We start from the raw sequence: 21,044 nt of genomic DNA, 5'->3' as shown, positions 1-21,044 counted from the left end.
CGCATCTCGTAGTACGGCGAGGCGATCTGCCAGGCCAGCTCCCGCAGCCGATCTCGTCCGCGACCAGATTAAGATCGGAGCGCGTGCCGGCAGGCAGGTGGATGACCTGTGGCGGTTGCTGCACGGGCTGGCCGCGATGACCCCGCCGTCCAGCGGGCAGATGCTGCGCCGTGACCCCGACCTCGCCGTTCGAGAAGCCATCAAGGGCGCGATGCCGGCCTTGGCCAAGGCCGGCATCGCGCCCGGTTGGCCGAGTGACGTCCTCCGGGCCGCTCCGGCCGGGGAGCCACTGCTGCTGGCCGACGCGTACGGCTCGCGGTACGCGCTCCTGGCCCCCTTCGCCTGGGGCGAGCAGGACCCGCACTGGTACTGCTGGGACATCGACCGTTGCACCGGAGACCGGGTCGTGCATGCCGGCGTCTTCGCCTCACCGCAGGAAGCGTTGACTGAGTGGCGAGCCGCAGTCGGGACGCACGCGGCACCCGCCTTCGCCCAACCGGCTCCGTGCGACCAGGCCACAGCCCGCGACCTGCTGGATCCGCTGTGCCGTTCTGTGGGCGCCCTGCTGCTCGGCACTGAGTCGCGACAACTCATCGCCGAGCATTTCCGCCTGCGCCAGCGCGCCCGCGCGCTCTGCGGATCGTTCACCCTCGCACCCGAGCCCAAGCCTCAGCAGGACCTGAACCCGATCATCGACGACTTCACCGCCTGGCTACGCGATCGAGATGACCGCAGCCCCGAACGGGAAGATGTCGCCACGCTCGCCGACAACTGGTCCCACCTGTCCGGGCCCGGCTATCACGCCTGCTCCCCGCACCGGATCGAGCACGCCGTGATCCTCATCGCGGACGGTTACATCGAGAAGTACGCCGAAGCCGCACTCGATCTGCTGCCGCAGTGGGTCGAATGGTGCATCGAGCGCACCGGCCTGACCGGCGAACTGGCAGAGCGAGCCCGCCAGGCAGCCGCGAACAACCGGTGGGACGGATCCGACGGCATGGACCTGCGCCGCATCGAATAGGGCGGGCCCTGCGCATTCCGCGTGATGTGCCTGCGGTGGGGCCGTAGGTTCGAAAGGTTTTTCTCAACGTTCTGGGTTGCTGTGGCTGGTAGTCAGCAGCCGGGATCTGGGATTCGATCGGTACATCGAGCCGTCCCACATCGGGATGGTGCAGTCGCATATGTCGTTTCCTCCGCGGCGGGCGAACCTGCTCACGGGCCGACCTTTTCCTCAGACACGCCCATGTCAAAACCGCGCGAAAACATGGGCGTGTCCGAGAGAGGCCCGTATCGTGCAAGATAGAGGGCCTTCTCCTACTGGAACCACCCGAGACGGCGTCCACTGCGTATTGAGCGCATGGGCCTGCTTCGGATGGGATTCTTCGTCGGATAGGAGTTGGTTCGTATGGACTCGCAACGCGCGCTTCTCATTGCGCTCGCGATAGTCACTTCGACCAGCATCGCGACCGCTCTTATGCTCGCGGATGGGGCGACGTGGCCCGCCTCGCTGCTGACGGGGCTCGCCGCCGGCGGGGCCACACTATGGGGAGTGCTGGGCTGGTTCAAGAGCCACCCGTGAACCACAGACCCGAAGGGTGCGCTCTGTTCGAGCATTAGCGCTAGATGGCGTCTGATCTGGCCTTCTGTTCGCCGGTTCTCCTGCCGTGGACGATGACGCGCGGGCGGCGGGCGGCGGGCGGCGGGCGGCGGGCGGCGAGCCCGGAATGCCGGATAGTTGCCACCTCTGCGGGCCTCTCTTCCTGTGGCAGGTCGTCAACGACGGCGGTCGTGGGCCGTACTCGAGATGGATGGCGAGGAGCCTCCTACGCCTCGCTGCTGCCTGGGAGCGAGAAAATCGGCCGAGGTCTTTCAGGGCCCTGTACGGGCGAGGCACCCGCCGGCGCGGCGGTGACCGCGTCCGCGTCCCAGCATCGCGAGCAGGCGCGCGTCGCCTATGACGCCTACCTCGCGACCTGCCCGGCGCGAGCGAGAAGATGCTCACCCAGGCCCTGCGCACCCTCGAACGCGACGGCCTGGTCTGCCGATCCGTCACACCGTCTGTCCCGGTACGGGGCGATGACGCGCTCACCCCGCTCGGCCTGAGCCTGCTGCCCGTGATGCGGGCCATCAAGGACTGGGCCGAGACGCACATCGACGAGGTCGCCGATGAGGTGCGGCTCGTCGACGAGTCCGGCGCGCAGCGGGACGTTCCAGGTGATGCTGCTGCCGATGGCGACGATGTCGCGTCGCCGCGCTGCTTGAGCTCCTTGACCCACTGCGCCGAAGGTCGTACTGACCAGATGAGACTCCGTCTCGACATCAGCACCCGGCTCATCTTCGTGACCGGTGAGGTCGTCACTTCAAGGGCTCTGCCAAGATTGTCGGGCTGACAGAATGTGCCGTTTCGCCCGAGCATCGGAAAGCGAGATCATCACGCATGCTCGACCCCTTCCCCGAGGACGATGGGACGTCACCGACGGTTTCCACGCCGCACTTCGTGGGTCGTGATCGGGAGATGGCGGCGCTTCGAGTCGCCTTGGCCCGGCCACCGGCGATCGTGCTGATAGAGGGTGAGGCGGGGATCGGGAAGAGCCGGCTGCTGCGGGAGTGGCTGGCCGCGCCGGACCAGCGCACTGCCCTGGTCTCCGTGTGCCCGCCGCTTCGCGAGTCGCTGACGCTGGGGCCGATCGTCGACGCGTTCCATGGGATCGACCGCCCGGTGTCGCGATTGCGGCTCACCGAGCTCGCGGGTGCGTTACGGCCCCTGTTCCCTGAATGGTCCTCGGACCTGCCGCCCGCATTGCCGCCTTTGAACGATGCGAAGGCGGCACGGCATCGCCTGTTCCGCGCCCTGGACGAGCTGCTGCGGGCTCTGCACGTGGACGTTCTCGTGCTCGAGGACGCTCACTGGGCCGACGAGGTGACCTTGGAGTTCCTGCTGTTCGTCGCCTCCCGGCAGCAATCGGACGGGCCGAGCCTCGTGATCTCCTATCGGCCGGAGGAGGTGGACGCCGGATCGCTGTTGCTGCGGCTGACGTCCCGGTTACCTGCCGGCGTGGCCCAGCTGAGGGTCGCCCTGGCGCCGCTGCGACCCGACGACACGGCGGCGCTGGTGTCCTCGATGCTGGACGGCAACCCGATATCGCAGGAGTTCACGACGTTCATGCACGAGCGGACCGGTGGGGTGCCTCTGGTGCTGGAGGAGTCGGTTCGCCTCATGTGCGACCGTGCCGACCTCGTCTTCCGCGACGGGCAGTGGGTCCGGCTGAAGCTGCGCAAGCTCCAGGTGCCGCCGACGGTGCGCGACTCCACCCGGGAGCGGGTGGGCCGTCTGTCGCCGGCGGCGCAGCAGGTGTTGCGAGCGGCGGCCACGCTGGCCGAGCGGTCGTCGGTGGCCGCGATCGCGATGACCGCCGGGCTGTCACCGGCCGCGTGCCGAGGCGCCATCGCGGAGGCGGCCGACGTCGGCGTCCTGGACGGAGACGAGCGCGGCCAGTGGCGGTTCCGGCACGTGCTGGCCGCCACGGCCGTCTACGAAGCGATCCCGCTGACCGACCGCAGACACTTCCACCTGCTGGCCGGCCGGGCCTTGGAGGGCATCCATCCGCCGCCTGTCGCACGCCTCGCCCACCACTTCCGTGAGGCGGGCGAGACACGGTCCTGGGCGCGGTACGCCGAGCAGGGTGCCGAGCTGGCCATGGCCTCGGGCGACCACACCAAGGCGGTCGACCTGCTGGTCGATCTGCTGTCGTGGTCCGAGCTGCCGCCGGCGGATCGGGCACGGGTCGCGCGCATCGCCGGAGTGGCCGCACTGGGCCGTCGTGAACCGGTCGACGAGGTCTACCACCGGGTGATCCGTACCTTGCGCTCGGTGCTGGAGACCCCTGGTCTCTCCGCCCGCCAGCAGGCCGAGATCCGTAACCCCCTGGGCCGGCTCCTGATCATCGGGGGTGAGGCGCAGGCCGCGCTCAGCGAGCTGGAGCAGGCGGTGACCAACCTCGACCATGACCCGGTCGAGGCGGCCAGGGCGATGACCTATCTGGGATGGGCCTACGCGGGACCGTGGCCGGCGTCGACCCATCGGCGCTGGCTGGATCGCGCCGCTGAGCTCACCGCCGAGGTCGACTCTCCCGCGGAGCGGCTGAACCTGGCCGGCAACCGCGCCGCCGCGTTGCTCATGCTCGGCGAGGAGGAGGCCTGGGACGTCGTCGCCGGCCTGCCCATCGACGGCGCGACCTCGGCGGAGCGGCTCGACGTGGCCCGCATCCACACCAACGTCGGGACCGGCGCCCTGATCTGGGGCCGGTACGCCGACGCGGAGAGACACCTCGCCGTGGCCATGCGCCTTGCCGAGGCCGAGCACGCGTCTCGGCTGCGACACAACGTCCGGCTCGAACAGAGCAACCTGGCGTGGTTCACCGGCCGGTGGGAGGGTCTCGCGGAGGCGAGCGCGGCGCTCGCCGATGCCGATCGGGACCGGCCGGCGCTCTACCTCGGCAGCATTCGCCTCGCGGCCCGGCTGGCGGCCGCCGCCGGACGGCGGCGCGCCGCGAGGGAGCAGTTCCGGCTGGTCCTTGAGGAGTCCGCCCGTCTCGGCGCGGCCGACGACACGATGGAGGCCGCCGCCGCGCTGGCCAGGCTGTGGCTGACGGACGGGAACAGCGGCCGGGCGTTGCAGATCACGGACGAGCCGATGGACACGGTCCGGAGAAAGGGCATCTGGGTCTGGGCGGCGGACCTCGTCCCCGCCAGGATCGAGGCGCATCTCGTCGCGGGCGACCCGCAGGCCGCGACCCGCCTGGGCGACCAGTTCGCCAGAGGACTGCGTGGCCGTACGGCGCCTGCGCCGCGCGCCGCCCTCGCCGTATGCCGTGCGCTGCTGGCCGCCGCAGCAGGAGACCACGCCCGCGTGGCGCGGGCGTACGAGCGGGCGGCGCGCGCCTGGGACGCGTTGCCGCGCCCGTACGACGCCATGCTCGCCCGCGAGCGTCAAGCCGAGGCGCTCATCGCGCAAGGCCATGTCGAACAGGGCCGAGAGCTGCTGGCCGCTCAGTACGAGCGACTGTTCGGGCTCGGAGCCCGCGGCGACGCGGACCGCGTCGCACAGCGGCTTCGCGAACACGGCGCCGAGGTTCCGCGGCTGTGGCGCGGCGGCCGGAGGGGGTACGGCGACCGGCTCTCACCTCGCGAGCTCGACGTGGTCCGGCTGGTCGTCGCCGGCAAGACGAACCGGGAGATCAGCCGGATCCTGGCCAAGTCACCGGCCACGGTGGATCAACAGCTGCGTGCGGCGATGCGTAAGTTGAAGGTGAGCACCCGGACCGCGCTCGCGGTCAGGGCAGTAGAGGCCGGAGTGTTCGCGGAAGAGGACTCCCTCGGCGACCTGTCATGAAAATTGACGTATCCGCCGGATAGCGAAGTTCGCCCGTCACCCCGAGCATGACTCCATGATCCATGGCCCTAGGGCAGTGCATGCCTGAGCGACCTTTCGCGCGTGACGACTCCCTCACCGAGCACCAGCGACCACTTGAGCTGTCGCGCGGGGACGTCAGCACCCCTGACGCCCCCGACGCCCCTGACGCCCCCGATACCCGGGATGACGGCGATGACGGCGATGACGAGAGCCACGACCCCTACCAACCCCTGTAGGCCGGAGGACCCCCCACGTGAGACTGCAAGCCCTCGTCACTTCGCTGGCCTTAGCGGTCGGCCTGAGCATGATCTCGCCGCCACCGGCGTCGGCCGCTGAGCCGGATCCCGGTGCACCCGCCAACAAGATCGCGTCGGACCTGAAGGGCCGTTTCCGCACGGAGCCGGTCTCCGACTTCTGGATCACGTTCGACACCAAGGCCGACCTCGCCCCGGCGATGAAGATCGCCGACTGGACCGCCCGCGGTCAGTTCGTCTACGACGCGCTGCAGGCCGCGGCCAAGACCTCCGCGGCGTCCGTCTCCGCCGAACTCGACGCGGCGGGCGTGAAGTACACCTCCTACCCGCTCGTCAACGCCGTGCTCGTCAAGGGCGGCACACAGGAGCTCGCGCTCGACGTCGCCTCGGTCGGGCAGGTCGCCGAGATCCATGCGTCGCCGCAGGTCGCGCTGGTCGAGCCCGTGGACGAGAAGACGCCGGACGACCAGGCCGCCCGCCCCGCCGCCCCCAAGGACGCCTCCAAGGACGCCTCCAAGGACGCCTCCAAGGACGCCTCCAAGGACGCAGACGCGGACGCCGCCGAGGACGGCACCGTCGCGTGGGGCCTGGACGCCATTCACGCCCCCGAGGCCTGGGCCATGGGGGCCACCGGTTCGGGCATCACCGTGTCCAACCTCGACTCGGGCGTTCAGTTCGACCACCCCGCCCTGACGCGGCAGTACCGCGGCAAGAAGCCCGACGGCACCGTCGACCACAACTACAACTGGATGGGCACCCGGGGTACGTGCACCGGAGCACCGTGCGACGACGACGGGCACGGCACGCACACCATGGGCACCATGGTCGGCGACGACGGCACCAACCACGTCGGCGTCGCCCCGGACGCGCGGTGGATCGCGACGAACGGCTGCTGCGACAGCACCGGCGTCGAGTCGTTGCTCAAGTCCGGCTGGTGGTTGCTCGCCCCGACCGACGTCAACGGGAACAACCCCGACCCGTCCAAGCGCCCCCATGTCATCAACAACTCGTGGGGCCAGACCGTCGAGCACAACTTCGACGACTTCTTCCGGGCCATCGACGAGGCCTGGAGCGCCGCAGGCATCTTCAGCGTGTGGTCATCGGGCAACACCGCGCCGTACGCGGCGTGCGACACCGTCTCCTCGCCCGGCTCCGCGGAGAGCGCCTACTCGGTCGGCGCCTACGCGTCGGACGGCACGCTCGCGTCGTTCTCCCGCAAGGGCGAGGGTGAAGGTGGCCGGATCAAGCCCGAGATCTCCGCTCCGGGCGTCGCCGTCACGTCGTCCTACCCGAACAACGGCTACATCGCGATGTCCGGCACCTCGATGGCGGCTCCCCACGTCGCCGGCGCCGTCGCCGCCCTGTGGAGCTACGACCCGACCCTCATCGGGCAGGTCGAGGAGACCCGCCGCCTGCTGGCCGAGTCGGCCGCCGACGTCGACGACACCGAGTGCGGCGGCACCGCCGACTTCAACAACAAGTACGGCGAAGGCCGCCTCGACCTCGTCCGCCTGCTAGAGCTCGCACCCCGGCAGGGCGGTACCCTCACCGGTGTCGTCACCGCCGACGGCGCCCCGGTCTCCGGCGTCGACGTGATGATCAGCGGACCGTTCAGCCGGTCCGTCGGGACCGACAAGGACGGCCGGTTCAAGGTCAGTCTCCCGGTCGGCGACTACCAGATCAGCACCGAGGCCTTCGGGTACCTGACCGCGACCGCGAGCGCCACGATCGCCCTCGGCCAGGACACCTCGGTCGAGATCGCGCTCACCGCCGCCACGCGCCACGACATCAGCGGCAGGGTCATCGACGACAAGAAACAGCCCGTCCCGAACGCCGACGTCTCGGTCAAGGACACGCCGCTGGACGCCGTGCGCACGGACGCCAACGGCGCGTTCACGATCGCCGGTGTGCCGGAGGGCCAGTACGGGCTCGCCGTCACGCCCAACGCGTGCTTCTCACCGACGTCTGTCCCGCTGACCGTCGGCGCCGAGAACCAGCCGCTGGAGATCCCGGTCGGGCTCGTCGTCGACAAGGGCGGCTACAGCTGCGCCGTCTCCGAAGGGGAGTACCTGCGCGGCACCGACCCGGTCACGTACGGGAGCGGCGTGTGGGCGACGGTGAACCTGCCGTTCCCGATCGCGCTCTACAACGGCAGCCACGACAGCCTCGCCATCAGCCTGCGCGGCGTGATCTCCCCGGACGCCTCCACCGGACCCGGTTTCGGCGGTGCGGGCCTCTTCCCGTTCACCGTCTCGTCCCCCGTTCAGTTCGCCCCTGGCGGGGGAGTCTTCACGGCGGCCACCAAGGTCGACGGCGAGGACGCGTTCGTCATCGAGTTCCGCGACGCCAAGATCTGGGCCTACCCGATCCGGTCCGAGTACACCGAGCCGGTCAGCTTCTCGGCCACGCTCACCCGCTCGGGCAAGGTGATCTTCGGGTACGGCGACGGCATCGGGACCGACGACCCGGTGACCGGCGGCGCCCGCGCCATCACCGGCATCCAGGGCTGGGCCGGTGTGGACGGCATCCGGTTCTCCGAGAACCTCCCGGTGCTCCACGACGGGATGATCGTCACCTACGACCTTCCGGACTGGGGCTACCTCGACGCGACCGTCGTCGACAAGAACGACGGGCTGCCGGTGTCCGGGGCCAAGGTCTCCTTCACCGACAAGAACGGCCTCGTCGAGAGCGTCACGACCGGCGGGACGGGCGTCGTGCACCGCCAGCTGCCGGTCGGCGGCTACACGATGACCGTCGAGGCGCCGAACTACGTGACGGGGTCGTACGACTTCACCCTCGACAAGCTCTTCGCGAAGGCGACGATCGACGCGCGCCTCACCACGGGCGTCGTCGGCCTGCAGGTGAGCGGCCTCGACGCCGTGATGGGAACCGACCAGAACGGTGTGGGCTCGCTGACGCTGACCAACACCGGTTCCGCCCCGCTCACGTACGACCTGGGCGAGGCCGCGCGCCACCCCGAGCTCGACGCCGCCGGCGCCACCACGCGCACCGGGACGGGTGCGGACAGCACGATCGACCTCAAGGCGTGGAAGGCCGGGGCGAGCGGCATGAAGCCGTCGAACGTCGACGGCAAGGCCGCGACGGCGAGCGCCGCGGAAGAGAAGGCGGCCGGCAAGGTCGGCGCGACCTCCGGCGGCGACGTCATCACCCGCATCGAGATCCCGGGCACCATCGCGGAGAAGGAACCCTCCGGCATCGGGTACGACGGCGACGTGTGGGTGCACGACTACAACGCGCGCACCAACACCGCCTACACCGTGACGGGCAAGCGGACCGGCAAGGTCTTCGACGCCTCGTGGAACCCCAAGTACCGGGCGTTCGACATGGCGCTCGACACCAAGACCGGTGACATGTGCCAGATGGAGGACAGCCCGGCCAGCTACATCCACTGCTTCGACCGGGAGACAGGAAAGGAAACCCGGCAGATCAAGGGTGACTGGTCCACGCTGCAGCTGACCGGACTCGCCTACAACCCCGCCGAGGACGTGTTCTACGTCGGCGGCCGGGCGAACGGCCTGATCGGAACCGTCGCGGGCACGTCGCACGACAACGCGGGTGCGCTGCTGTCCTTCTGCGCCCCGCCGCTGCCCGAGGTGATGGGCCTGGCCTACAACCAGTCCTCCGACACCATCTGGTACACCGACCTCACCTCGGACAGGCCCACCCGCCTGCTGCAGATCGACCCCGACGACTGCTCGCTCGTCAACGCGTGGTGGTTCCCGGGCCAGAAGGCGGGCCAGGGCGGCGGCCTCGAGACCGACTCGACCGGGGCGCTGTGGGCGGCGGACCAGATCGCCGATGACGTCGTGCTGGTCGACGTCGAGGACGACCTGCTCACCGACCTGCCCTGGCTGTCGCTCTCCTCGACCGGCGGCACCCTCGCCCCGGGCCAGTCGGCGACGGTCAAGGTCTCGATCTCCTCGAAGGACGCCGACCCGGGCACTCTCGGCGCGAACATCGTCGTGTTGTCCGACTCAGGACGGCAGTCCAAGACCTACGTCCCGGTGACGCTCACGACCACGAAGTACCAGGTCGGCGTCAACGCCGGCGGCCCCTCGTTCACCGACGCCTCCGGCTACACCTGGTCCGGCGACCAGGCGGCCCGTGGCAAGGACTGGGGCTACACCGGGAAGGGCAAGACGATCTCCACGAGGGCCCCGATCGCGGGCACCGAGGACGACGCCCTGTTCCAGGCCCAGCGCACCACGCCGGGCAAGGACCTGGTCTACACGTTCCCCGACGCGCCGAAGGGCACCTACGCCGTTGACCTCGGGTTCGCCGAGATCGAGCAGGGGAGGCGGGGCAAGCGGGTGTTCGACGTCCTCATCGACGACGAGCTGACGCAGTACGCCTACGACCCCGCGAAGGCCGTCGGCCCGAACACCGCCGACTGGCACACCGCCGTCGTGCAGCACGACGGCGGTCCGCTGACCGTGGAGCTGAGGGGCAGCAAGGGTCTGCGGGCTCCGAGCGTCGCGGCGCTGCGCGTGACGCTCGATCCGCGCGGAGACGAGGAGGAGCCGGAGCCCCAGCCCGAGGAGCCGGAGCCGGGCCCCGTGCCCGTGTCCCCCGCCGGTCGCTCGTACGCGATGAAGGTGACCGACGGGCTCTACCGCCAGGGTACGCAGGACTCCGGGTGGCACGGCGATGACGCCTGCGGCGTGCTGTGGTTCGACTCCAGCTTCCTGTTCCCGTTCTACGACACGGCCTGGGACGGCGTCTGCGTGACGACGAACGGCGCGCTGATCTTCGACCGGGCCAGCTCCCTGGGGAACAACACGGCGCTGCCGTCGCCGTACGCGTTCGACGCGGTCTTTCCGTTCTGGGACGACCTGGTCGTCGACAACGAGGCGGGCATCTACTTCGGCACCACCGAGGTGGACGGCCTGGCCGCCGAGGTCATCGAGTGGCGCAACGCCACCTTCGACAGCGACAGGACGGCCCGGGTGAGCTTCTCGGTCACCCTGATCGCGGACGGGCGCATCCAGATCGGGTACGGCGACGGCATCGGCGGCGACAACCCCGTCACCCGCGGGTCGTCGGCGACGGTCGGCCTGGAGAGCCTGGCGCGCAACCCCGCCGGCCAGTACTCCTTCAACCAGCCCGTCCTGACGGCCGGTCTGGGGCTGGAGTACACCCTCCCGGCTGCGGGCACGATCGAGGGCACGGTCACCGACGCGAACGACGGCAAGCCGATCGCGGGCGCGATCGTCACGCTCACCGGGCCGAACGGCGAGCGGGTCATCACCGCCGACGAGAAGGGCCGCTGGAAGGCCCAGGCACTGGTCGGTGCGAACACCGTGCAGGTCTGGGCGCCGAACTACGTCACGGCAAGCCACCCCGTGACCATTGCCAAGAAGGATCAGGCCGAGGTGGTCGACACGGCGTTGGCCACGGGCGTCGCGACCGTCACCGGAGGTGACCTCGACTGGCTCCTCGGCCCGGACCAGAAGGCGACCGCCGACGTGGTCGTGACCAACACCGGCTCCGCCCCGCTCGAGGTGCGGCTCAGCGAGCAGAAGCGCACCGGCGACGGCGGGCACGAGGCCGCCGACCTTCCGTGGCTGACCCTCACGGGCCCGGCCGCGGCCGGCACGGTCAAGCTCGCGGCCGGCGAGTCCACCACGGTCACGGCGACGGCCGACAACGCCGCGGTCGAGCCCGGCGTGCTCGTCGGGGACGTGCTCGTGGCGTCGAACACCGGCAAGGGCGAAGCCCAGCTCAGACCGGTCAGCCTGGCGACCTCGGCCTACTGGCAGGGCGTCGACGCGGGCGGGTCAGGGCACGTCGGTGCCGACGGCTTCGTCTGGGCGCCCGACCAGAAACTCGGCTCGCGGCCGTGGGGCTACGTCGGCGGCAAGGCGCGTGCCACCAGGGCCGGCATCCGCGGCACGGAGGACGACGACCTGTTCCGCACCCAGCGGACCGGGGAGACGTTCGCCTACGTGTTCAAGAACGCGCCCGCCGGGAAGTACCGGATCGGCCTCGACTTCGCGGAGATCGAGAAGGTCAAGGTCGGCAAGCGTGCCTTCGACGTCCTGGTCGGCGGCAAAGCCGTGCTCCACGACCACGACGTGCAGAAGAAGGTGGGAGCGCTGACCGCGGACGTGAACACGGTCACCGTCGAGCACGGCGGTGGCGACCTGAAGGTCGAGTTCCTCCGGGAGATCGGCGAACGCGACCCGATCCTCAACGCCCTGAAGATCCAGGAGGACCCGCGCCTATGAGATAGCCGGCCAATCGGCCGGCAGCGATCGGAGCCTCCTCGGAGAGAATCGCCGGGGAGGCTCTGACCACGCCCACCAAGTTCGCAGCTCTCGCCCTGCGCCCGCCGCGAGCTCCATCGACGCAGTTCTCGCCGCAGGACCGGATGTGTGCTCCGACTGTTCCACGGCTCCACGCCCGGGCTCGACCCCGTCACTCCGGCCGCGCTGCTGGCCCGGCTGTGCGGGTCGCTGCCGCTGGCCGTACCCTTCAGCGGAGAACGCAGGGCTCCAGCAGTCCCTCCTCCGTCGTGCAGGGCCGGAAGCCCGCCTCGCTGAGCCGCAGTTGGGCGCGTTCGTGGGTACGGGCGAACTGCAGGAAGTTGGCGGTGAGTGATCCTGCTTTGGGCGGGGTTCGGGTGTAGAGGTACTCCACGGTCCAGAACGGGTAACCGGACTCCACCGCGGTGGAGGCGTCGAATGCCTTGCCGTCCAGCGTCAGTGCGGTGACGCTGCCCGCCCTGCGCGCGTCCCGGATCGATGGCGCGTCGGCGTAGCCGATCGCCCCCGGGACGGTGGCGATCTGCCGGATGATCTCGGCATTGTCGTCGCGTTCGCAGCGGATCACCGGCGCGCTGGGGTTGCGGTCCTTTTCGCGGCATTCGTTGGAGGAGAGCATGTTCTCGCCGGTGCCGAGGACCTGATGCTCGAACAGTTGCCGGGTGCCGGAGTTCTGATTGCGGCTGATGATGCGGATCGGCAGCGAGTCTTTGCCCCGTATCTGCTTCCAGTCCGTCCAGACGCCTTCGTTGATCTTGCGGAGGTCGTCGACGCCCAGGGTCGTCAGCCCGACATCGCTGTTGACCACCACGAAGTAGACGACGATGGCCAGCCTCTCACCGTGCAACCGGTCGTGGAAGTTGCTCTTGCCGTCCGACAGCGCGATGAGCTCGTCGGAGCCGCTGGTTTCCAGGAGAGCGCGGACTCCGCCCAGGGAGCCGTTCGGGTTGGTGGTGATCCGGGCGTCTTCGCACGTTCTCATGTACTCGTCGGCGATGGTCTTCATCGTCCCCATGAGCACACTGGACCCTTCCAGGCGCAGCGTGCCCGGCGCGCAGGCGATCGAGCGGTCCGGCGGCTGGACGAGCTGGCTCGCGATGAGCAGGGCGCTGAGCGCGGCCACCAGCGCGATGCTGACCCGGGGCAGGGTGATGCGGCGGGTCTGACCCTCGTCCTTGATCATCCCGGCGTCCTTGAGTTTGCCGGACTGGTGGACGACCTTGGTGATGTCCCCGTCGCCCGGCGCGGACTCGCGCAGAACCACGACGAGTTTGGCCTTTTCGCCGCGCTTCAGCGTCAGCTCCGCCAGCCGTACGCCATGCCACGCCGGTTCGGGCAGGTCCTGGCCCTGGGGGGCGCCGAGCCGGCGGGCGAGGCGGTCGATGAGCCGTTGCCGGACGGTGAGCAGGTTGTCGCGGGCAGGCTTGTCGTCGTCGGGGAAGAAACGCAGCCCTTCGCGCAGTCGCTGGCGCAGCTCGGGAGTGCTGGCGTCCGAGACCCGGGCGTTCCATACCAGCCGCCCGCCGAAGGTGAACGACAGCGGCTTGTCGAAGTCGTCGGGGTCGATGTCATAGCTGCCGCTGTTGCGCAGCCGGATGACCACGATGCTCATCCGCTCCAGCAACTGCGCCACCTGATGCAGGCCGGGCGATCCCGTCTCGGTGAGATCGCTCGCATCGCTCAGCCGTTCCGGCCCCACGCCGATCTTGGAGTTGTACAGCACCCGGAAGCTGATCCGCTTGCGCCGCAGGACCAGCCGGTCGACGAAGGGCGCAGCCAGGAGCAGCGCGATGCCGAACAGTACCGGCCCCACGCCCCCCAGGAAGTTGACCAGCTGCCACAGCAACTCCAGCAGCGCCATCGACCGCCCTTCGCAAACTGGCTCAATTCTCGCCAAGTACTGCCATAGAGATCGCGCCGTACCAAGCGTTCACCCGGAATTCGACCCCTCGACATCCCGAGGGCCCGCTCGGCCGCCTCGCGGGTGGAGTGCAGTAGCCGAGCGCGCTCGGAACCCTGATCCATGCCTCGGCCTCGGCGCGAGAAGAACGTGGCCGGCACCTTGCGCCGGCTCCTGGCCACCAGCACGGGCGCGGTAGGAGGCGGTTAGCGGGTTGCAGGGCCGGCCGGCCTAGTGGACGGTGCGGGCCCAGAGAGCATGTGGGGGTTCAGCGGGAAAGGCCGCTCGGTCGGTGACCGAGCGGCGCACCATCCGGAGCGTGGTGCGGTCGGGCGCGGTGTAGCTCTATCGCTGCCAGACGGTGTAGGAGAAGTTCAGTGGTGCTTTTTCGTCGCCGATGGGTGGTATCGAGCGTATTTGAATGCCGACGAGATTGCCTTCTACGGTGAGGGCGCAGGCCCAACCGCCCGCTTTCATGTCGGCCATGGCGATCTGGTCATAGGTTCGTTTCTTCAGAGCCGCCTCGCAGGACTTGGCGGTGGGCTCGCGTGAGACGGGGGTTATCGGCTGAGCACCGCCGCCGGAAGTCCACAACGCACGGTACGGGCTGACGTACCACAGGTCACTGCTGTCGGGGATGATCTCGCCGATCGTCCCGCTTTCCACATCGAGGTAGTCCTGGTCCATCAGCGAAACCTGATCCTCGTGCAGGACGGTGCCCGGAACTGCGGCGCTCGTCTCGCCGGCCGGAGAAGCTGTCGGCGACGGGGCTTCGCTCGCCTCTGGCGCGGTGGATGCGGGGCTGGTGATCGAAGCCTGGGGGGTGGGTGTGCTCGCCGGTGGCTGGGCGGAACTGGTGGTGTGGCCAGCCGCGTTGCTCGCAGGATGACGCTCGGCCTGCCAAGGCCGGACCAGTAGGAGGGTGACGGCAGCGAGGGCCGCCGTCGCGGCCGCGGACAACAGGAAGAGACGCCAACTCCATCCCACTGGCGTGCCTGGATCGTGTCGGGGGCCTGAACCTGCCGTTTCGGCGAGCTGATGTACATCCGGCGCACCCATGGCGTCCTCCGCGCCTGCGGTTGCCCCGTGGCCCGCTCTCTCGCCGTCCGTCGCTTGGCCAGCCGAAGCTGATCGGCCATTACGGGAGGACAGGAGCACGCTGTACCCCGACAACCCCAGTCCGGCCAGGCCGGTGAAGGTGCCGAGCACGCTGGCCAGCTGATCGGCTTGTTCGAGGCCCAACCACACGAACGCCCCGCCCAGCACCGCAACCCCAGCCCCGGCCACCAGGGCGATCCACATCACCGTCCGCTTAGCTCTTTGCGCCGTCACCCCTTTATGGTGATCCTGCGCCTACGCAGAGCGAGCGTTTCCCGCGATCTGTAATCAATCTGCTACCCACCGCGATCTCCCCTGCCCCCGTACGGCCTGCGTCACGCCGCGAGTGCTTCCCAGGTGCGCTGGTCGGCGATCTTCTGTTGGCCGTCGATGTGCGTGGCGTAGACGTCCACGCCGGGCGCCTTGCGCCTCGCGGATCAGTCGATGGTGTAGCGGGTGTGGTAACCCTCCATCCACGCCTCGTCGAGTTCCCGGCCGGTTACGCGCCCCACGAGGATCAGTGCTGACGTGATACAGGTGGCCAGTTGCGGGCTGTAGCCGTTCAGGGAGAGTTCCAGCAGGTGGCTCCATTCCGGTGGCATGTTCTCGTACGCGTCGTCGACCATGTCGTCGTTCGGCAGGTCGTAGAGCGTCTCCTCCCAGGCGGAGTATTCATGCCAGCCCCGCAGCGCATCGGGGTCGCTTTTCCAGGAGACGTCTTCGATATCGAACTGGAGGCCAGTCGCGTAGCCGTCGAGCGCGTGTGGGTCTTGGCCCTTGCGTCATGACTTTTGATGCGGGGTCTGCGCCGATCTGCGCGGCGACCTCGGAAAGGTCTGTGTTCTCCACCCATAAACCGTGGAAGAACGATCCCATGTGGTACTTATTGGCGAGGTGCCAAAGCCTCTCTGACTGCCTCATTCATTTCCTCCTGATGGAAGCTTCCGCCCCAAGCGGGCCACCAGCCGCCCCTCGCCGGTCGTCCTGACGGGGCTTGTCGCGCAAGACGGTGGTGAGCATGGTGCGGGCGGCGGCGCGATGGACGATGTCTCCTTCAGGCGTCGTTCCAGTCTGGGAGCGCCTCTCCGTCAGGGCCCTTTTCTTTCGTACGGCGGAGCCGTCGAACCCGCCACCCGCCGTAGCCGGCTGATGGCCTCCAGGAGAACGGCCTCTGACCGCCACGGGGCAAGCGCCGTAACGTGCGCCTTCTTGACCATCCGCGTGGTGAAATGTCGGCCGCCTCCACGCCCTTTTGTCGGGATCGGCGGCCATAATGTTGATCGTGCCTCACATCGCGGATTTACGCGCGGGGGATCCCGCGGAAGTCGCGCAATACCAGCTGACCGGCCGGCTGGCGGCGGATGTGTTCGCCGGGCGGGCGCGAACGGGGGAGAGCGTCGTTGTGCGGCTGATGCCGCTCGAGACGGAGCCGGAGCCCTTCTTACGCGCCATGGAGCCCTTACGGGGCATCTCCGCGGTCGGCACGGCGCAGATCCTGGACGCCGGGATGGCGGGCGAGCGGGCCTACCTCGTGACGGAGTTGGTGGACGGGCCCGCGCTGACGGAAACGGGCGGCACGTTCGACGGGGTCGGGCTCTACCGGCTGGCGGCCGGGACGATCACCGCGCTGATCGCCATTCACCAGGCGGGGCTGGTGCACGGCGACATCCGGCCGGGCAACGTGCTGCTCGGGCCCGACGGGCCGAGGATGATCGACGCGGGGCTTGAGCAGGCGCTGGCCGAGGCGTCGGTCTCCACCAGGAAGGTGGCGGTGCCCGCCTACACCGCGCCTGAGCGGTTGCGGGGCGGCGGGGCCGAGCCGGCCTCTGATGTGTTCTCGTGGGCGGCGACCATGGCGTTCGCGGTGAGCGGCGCCTCACCGTTCGAGGGCGGGTCGATGAGCGCCACCGTCGATCGGATCCTGAACGCCGAGCCGGAGCTGGGCGATCTGGGCGAGTTGCAGGGACTCATCACGCGATGCCTGGACAAGGATCCCGCCGCGCGGCCGAGCGCGAACGAGGTGCTGCTGCGGCTGGTCGGGCAGACGTCGTTCCTGACCGGGCAGGTGGGCGACGGCGGCGCGGCAGCCGTCCCGACCTCGCCGTCGCCCGGCCGGGGGCGGAGTCTGCTGGTGCTGGCGGTGGCGTTCGTCACGGGGGCGCTCGTGTCAGGCGCGGGAGTCTACGCGCTCACCGGCGAACGCACGCCCGCCGCGACCCAGGCCGCCGCCACGACCTCGGCCACGACCCCCGCCACGACCCCCGCCACGACCCCCGCCACGACCTCGGCCACCCCTGCCGCGACCCCCACGATCATGGTGTCCCAGACGGTGGCGCCGGAGGAGAAGGTCGAGAAGAAGGCGGCGACCGACACGGAGATCAAGGAGATCGACGCCGTCCTGCACGAGCATCCCAGCGACTCGATGCGCCTGGCCGCGTACCTGGGGGCGAACGAGAAGTCGTACACCGCCCACGTCAGGGACGCCGGCGGCGCGTTCAAGCCCGTGAGCAAGTTCGAGCAGCCCTTCGTCTCTCCGGACGGCCAGTGGCTGGCGCTCAGCCCCATGCTCAAGTTCCAGGGCTCCGAACTGGACCAGATCACGTTCATGAAGCTGTCCACCGGGGAGTCGTTCGTCGTCAGCACGGTCAAGAAGCCGCTGTCCACCATGTGGCCGGTCTGGTCGAGGGACGGCGGCAAGCTGCTGACGTCGGTCTACAACTTGGAGTCCAAGCCGCGGCGGCTCGTGGGCTTCGTCGTCGTGGACGTGGCCGGCAGGAAGGCCGTGCATGTCGAAACCGAGTACACCGACAACGCGACCCTGGCCTTCCACTTCACCCCCGACGGGGGGATCGTGCGGGGCTACTGGGACGGCAAGAACGCCGGGATCGAGTTCTACGACATGTCCGGCCAGGTCATCAAGACGATGCATTGGGTGGGTTATCCACGCGGCGGCCAGTGGTATTCCCCCTCGGGCAAACGCCTGGCCACCGTCTGCCCCAGCGGCAAGAAGTACTGCGTCTGGGACGCCCAGACCGGCGCCCGCCAGGCCACGGTGCCCTTCGACGGGAGCAAGGGCGGCAGTTTCCTGGGCTGGTTCAACGAGAAGCACCTGCTCGTGCAGGACCCCGGCAAGAAGAAGGGCTCTCAGCAGATCAAGATCATCGATCTGATCGGCAAGACCCAGCGGGTGCTGGTCGACCTGGCGACGGATGATCCGCACATGCTCCAGTTCGTCCCCGCACCGGCCTCATGAACCCGCTGATCACCGGAGACCCCGTCCAGGTGGGCGACCACCGGATCACCGGACGGCTGGGGGAGGGCGGCCAGGGCGTCGTCTATCTCGGCGAGTCGCCGGACGGGAAACAGGTCGCGATCAAGATGCTGGGCGCCGGGCTGGACGATCCCGACGCGCGGGAGCGGTTCCAGCAGGAGATCGGGTACGCGCGGCGGGTCAAGGCGTTCTGCACCGCGCAGGTGCTGGCCAGCGGGGAGCTGCAGGGCACGCCGTACGTGGTGAGCGAGTACGTGGACGGGCCCGCGCTGTCGAGCGTGATCCTCGAGCGGGGCCCGCTGCGCGGTGCGGAGCTGCGCCGCCTGGCGATCGGGACGCTGACCGCGCTGGCTGCCATCCACCGGGCCGGCGTCGTGCACCGGGACTTCAAGCCCGCCAACGTGCTGCTCAGCAGGGACGGCCCCCGAGTGATCGACTTCGGCATCTCCATGGCGCTGGGGGAGAAGGAGCTGGACGGGCAGTACATCGTGGGGACGCCGCCGTACATGGCGCCCGAGCAGTTCCGCGGCGGCCCGATCGGGCCCCCGGCCGACCTGTTCGCCTGGGCCGCGACGATGGTGGCGGCGGGCACGGGGCGGTCGCCCTTCGGGACGGGCGAGCTGCCCGCGCTGATCGGCCGCATCCTGCGGGGCGAGCCCGACCTGGGCGACCTCGACGGTGAGCTGCGCGAGCTGGCCGCGCAATGCCTGAGCAAGGATCCCGAGGCCAGGCCCACGGCGACGGCGGCGCTGCTCACCCTGCTCGGGCACCGCCCCGAGACGCTCGGGCACACCGGCGAGCAGCGGTTGCTGGCCGAGGGACAGCAGTCGGCGGCCCCGCCGCGCCGCAGGAGGTGGCCACTGGTGGCCGGGGCGGTGGGCACGGCTCTGGCCGTCACCGTCGCGGCGCTGCTCCTGCGGCCCGCGGCTCCCGATCCGAAGCCGCCAGCGCAGCCCGCCCCGGTGCCGCTGCCGACGCCGCGCGCGGGCACGATGGCGCTGACGGCGGCGTCGGAGCTGAAGATCCCGGAGACCGGGCTCACCCTGCACGAGAACCCCGCCGACCCGGTCTGGGTCTCCTCCTACCGTGACGGGCTCAACGACGTCTCCACCTACGTAAGGGATCCCGCCACGGGGGCGTTCGCCTTCTACGGGAGATTCCAGGAGCCGCTCGTCTCGCCCGGCGGGCGCTTCGTGGCCTCTCTGCCGTACTCCCGGTTGAACAGAACCGACTTCGACACGATCCGGATCCGCGATCGCGGCAAGGGCGGCCAGGACCGCGAGGTGCGTACGGTGGCCAAGCCCCGCACTCTGCTGGACCCGTCCTGGTCGGACGATGGCCGGCGGCTGCTGGCGACTGTCCTTGACGACGGGGTGGGAAGGCGGGCCGTGGGCTTCGCGGTGGTGGATCCGGTCTCGGGCTCGGTCAAGGTCACGGAGACGAAGGGCACGGATGACGCCAGGTACCGGTGGGGCTCGGATCACAACAGCGTGCTGCAGCAGCTCCCGGACGGCGCGGTACGGGCGCTGCATCTGAACGGCCGCCCGCTGCGAACCCTGCCGGGCGTGGGGACGCTGACGGGCGGAGGAGCGACGGAGACGATCCTCGGGACCATCTTGAACACGAGATGTCCGGAGAAAGGCCGAAATATCTGCTTTTGGGATGAGCAGAGTGGCGCCAAGAAGGGCGAGGTGCGGCTGCCGAAGGGCGCCGGTTTCCACGGCTGGCTGGACGAGCGCCATTTCATGGCCACCACCCGCCAGGGCAAGAACGCCACCGTCGTTCTGATGGACACGACAGGGAAGACCGTACGACCCCTGATCAGCGGGCCCCGCAAGGCGCTGGACGAGGTCACCCTTTGGCTCACGAGAAAGTGAGCCCGCCCCCGCCCAGCCGGCGGGCCGATGCCCATGGCCTGGGATCGGCGCGGCGCCGGGCGTGATGTCGAGCGAAGCCGGCCGAGTAAGGCGCGGCTTCCAGCACCAGCCGGGAGCGGGACGTCCAGTGTCCGCGGCGGACGAAAAGGCCTGGGCCGACCATCAAGGACCATCGCCTTGCCTGCTCCCGTCCCGGCTCCTGCACTCGGCCCCACGTTTTCCACAGAACCCCGTTCGGGCGTTCGGTGACGCGGCGCGATCAACCATGCTGGCTCGGTCACCGATCGGGGAGGGCGCTGTGTCCGAGCACTTCACGCTGACAGAGCTGCGCGAACGCGGCTGGAGTCCGATGATGATCCGCAAGCTTCTCGACCCGCCGGATGTGCTGCGTCCCAATCCTGTCTTCCGATCCGCCGCGCCGATGACACTGTACGAGACCGAGCGGGTGATGCTCGCCGAGGCGACGGAGTCGTTCACCGCGCTGCGAACGGCGGCCTCGCACCGGTCGGAGGCGGCGAAGGCCGTCGCGGAGCGCAAGCGCGGTGAGACGTTGACCGAGGTCGAGAAGGTCCGCGTCGCGGTACCGGTTCTGGAGTGGGACGTTCTGGCACGCAGGGCGGTGAACCACCGGAACCGCCGCGATGCCGAACGAGCCTGGGATCGGTTCGACCATGTTCCGGAGCCCGCCCGCGTCGAGAGTGTGGATGCTCCCACGCTGCGCCGCTGGGTGGTCAACTACCTTCGCCACGAGCTGACCGCCTACGACGCCGAACTGGACGGCCTGTTCGGGAAGGTCGGCAGGACGGAGGGGTCGCTGCTGCTCCAGCAGCGGGTGTATGGGGCGATCGCCGAGGCGTACCCGATGCTGGCGGAGGAGTGCCGCCGGCAACTCCACGAGCGCCGGCCCGACACCGGAGACAGCCACGTATGACGAAGGCCACAAGCTC

General features: G+C 69.5%; 11 protein-coding genes. 8 read left to right on the top strand and 3 right to left on the bottom strand.

The features are described from left to right. The first annotated feature begins 97 nt into the window (after positions 1-97). From ABZW11_RS30130 to ABZW11_RS30110, 5 genes are all read left to right on the top strand, one after another. On the top strand, positions 98-1,021 hold the full coding sequence (locus ABZW11_RS30130; protein WP_355424199.1) for a hypothetical protein: 924 nt from the start codon (positions 98-100) through the stop codon (positions 1,019-1,021). Between the two features lie 973 nt (positions 1,022-1,994). Further along, the gene (locus tag ABZW11_RS30125; protein ID WP_355424196.1) at positions 1,995-2,390 is read left to right on the top strand and encodes a helix-turn-helix domain-containing protein; all 396 of its coding nucleotides are present in this window, start codon (positions 1,995-1,997) and stop codon (positions 2,388-2,390) included. A 47-nt stretch (positions 2,391-2,437) separates the two neighbouring features. Continuing rightward, positions 2,438-5,392 (top strand): AAA family ATPase, encoded by a 2,955-nt coding sequence (locus ABZW11_RS30120; RefSeq protein ID WP_355424193.1) that lies wholly within the window; start codon positions 2,438-2,440, stop codon positions 5,390-5,392. Between the two features lie 80 nt (positions 5,393-5,472). After that, entirely contained in the window at positions 5,473-5,649 is a 177-nt protein-coding gene (locus tag ABZW11_RS30115; protein ID WP_355424190.1) for a hypothetical protein, read from the top strand. A 17-nt stretch (positions 5,650-5,666) separates the two neighbouring features. Beyond that, positions 5,667-11,915, top strand: a complete 6,249-nt coding sequence (locus ABZW11_RS30110; protein ID WP_355424187.1) for a carboxypeptidase regulatory-like domain-containing protein — start codon at positions 5,667-5,669, stop codon at positions 11,913-11,915. A 247-nt stretch (positions 11,916-12,162) separates the two neighbouring features. On the opposite strand, the gene ABZW11_RS30105 is transcribed toward ABZW11_RS30110, so the two are convergent. The 3 genes from ABZW11_RS30105 to ABZW11_RS30095 all read right to left on the bottom strand — a co-directional run bounded on the left by ABZW11_RS30105 (position 12,163) and on the right by ABZW11_RS30095 (position 15,575). After that, positions 12,163-13,812 carry a substrate-binding domain-containing protein gene (locus ABZW11_RS30105; protein ID WP_355424185.1) on the bottom strand — a complete coding sequence of 550 codons (1,650 nt, stop codon included), beginning with the start codon at positions 13,810-13,812 and terminating at the stop codon, positions 12,163-12,165. 384 nt (positions 13,813-14,196) lie between these two features. Further along, positions 14,197-15,153 carry a hypothetical protein gene (locus ABZW11_RS30100; RefSeq protein ID WP_355424182.1) on the bottom strand — a complete coding sequence of 319 codons (957 nt, stop codon included), beginning with the start codon at positions 15,151-15,153 and terminating at the stop codon, positions 14,197-14,199. 233 nt (positions 15,154-15,386) lie between these two features. Then, a complete protein-coding gene (locus tag ABZW11_RS30095) occupies positions 15,387-15,575 on the bottom strand; it encodes a hypothetical protein (RefSeq protein ID WP_355424179.1) in 189 nt (62 codons plus the stop codon). 656 nt (positions 15,576-16,231) lie between these two features. Between ABZW11_RS30095 and ABZW11_RS30090 the strand changes: the two genes are divergently transcribed. From ABZW11_RS30090 to ABZW11_RS30080, 3 genes are all read left to right on the top strand, one after another. Further along, positions 16,232-18,202 (top strand): serine/threonine-protein kinase, encoded by a 1,971-nt coding sequence (locus tag ABZW11_RS30090; protein ID WP_355424176.1) that lies wholly within the window; start codon positions 16,232-16,234, stop codon positions 18,200-18,202. Continuing rightward, a complete protein-coding gene (locus ABZW11_RS30085) occupies positions 18,199-20,097 on the top strand; it encodes a protein kinase (protein WP_355424174.1) in 1,899 nt (632 codons plus the stop codon). The genes ABZW11_RS30090 and ABZW11_RS30085 overlap by 4 nt, the downstream gene beginning before the upstream one ends. A gap of 298 nt (positions 20,098-20,395) precedes the next feature. After that, positions 20,396-21,028 carry a hypothetical protein gene (locus ABZW11_RS30080; protein ID WP_355424171.1) on the top strand — a complete coding sequence of 211 codons (633 nt, stop codon included), beginning with the start codon at positions 20,396-20,398 and terminating at the stop codon, positions 21,026-21,028. Positions 21,029-21,044: the final 16 nt, after the last annotated feature.

Source organism: Nonomuraea sp. NPDC004580 (assembly GCF_040609855.1).
Lineage (GTDB): Bacteria > Actinomycetota > Actinomycetes > Streptosporangiales > Streptosporangiaceae > Nonomuraea > Nonomuraea salmonea.
Note: the sequence above shows the minus strand (reverse complement) of the source record. Positions and strands in the feature narration are given on the sequence as shown.

What these genes read in the sequence shown, in the direction of transcription:
- ABZW11_RS30125 (WP_355424196.1), top strand. Translation starts at nt 1,995, where the DNA reads ATGCTCACCCAGGCCCTGCGCACCCTCGAACGCGACGGCCTGGTCTGC.
- ABZW11_RS30095 (WP_355424179.1), bottom strand. Translation starts at nt 15,575, where the DNA reads ATGGTCGACGACGCGTACGAGAACATGCCACCGGAATGGAGCCACCTG.
- ABZW11_RS30105 (WP_355424185.1), bottom strand. Translation starts at nt 13,812, where the DNA reads ATGGCGCTGCTGGAGTTGCTGTGGCAGCTGGTCAACTTCCTGGGGGGC.
- ABZW11_RS30100 (WP_355424182.1), bottom strand. Translation starts at nt 15,153, where the DNA reads ATGTGGATCGCCCTGGTGGCCGGGGCTGGGGTTGCGGTGCTGGGCGGG.
- ABZW11_RS30120 (WP_355424193.1), top strand. Translation starts at nt 2,438, where the DNA reads ATGCTCGACCCCTTCCCCGAGGACGATGGGACGTCACCGACGGTTTCC.
- ABZW11_RS30085 (WP_355424174.1), top strand. Translation starts at nt 18,199, where the DNA reads ATGAACCCGCTGATCACCGGAGACCCCGTCCAGGTGGGCGACCACCGG.
- ABZW11_RS30115 (WP_355424190.1), top strand. Translation starts at nt 5,473, where the DNA reads ATGCCTGAGCGACCTTTCGCGCGTGACGACTCCCTCACCGAGCACCAG.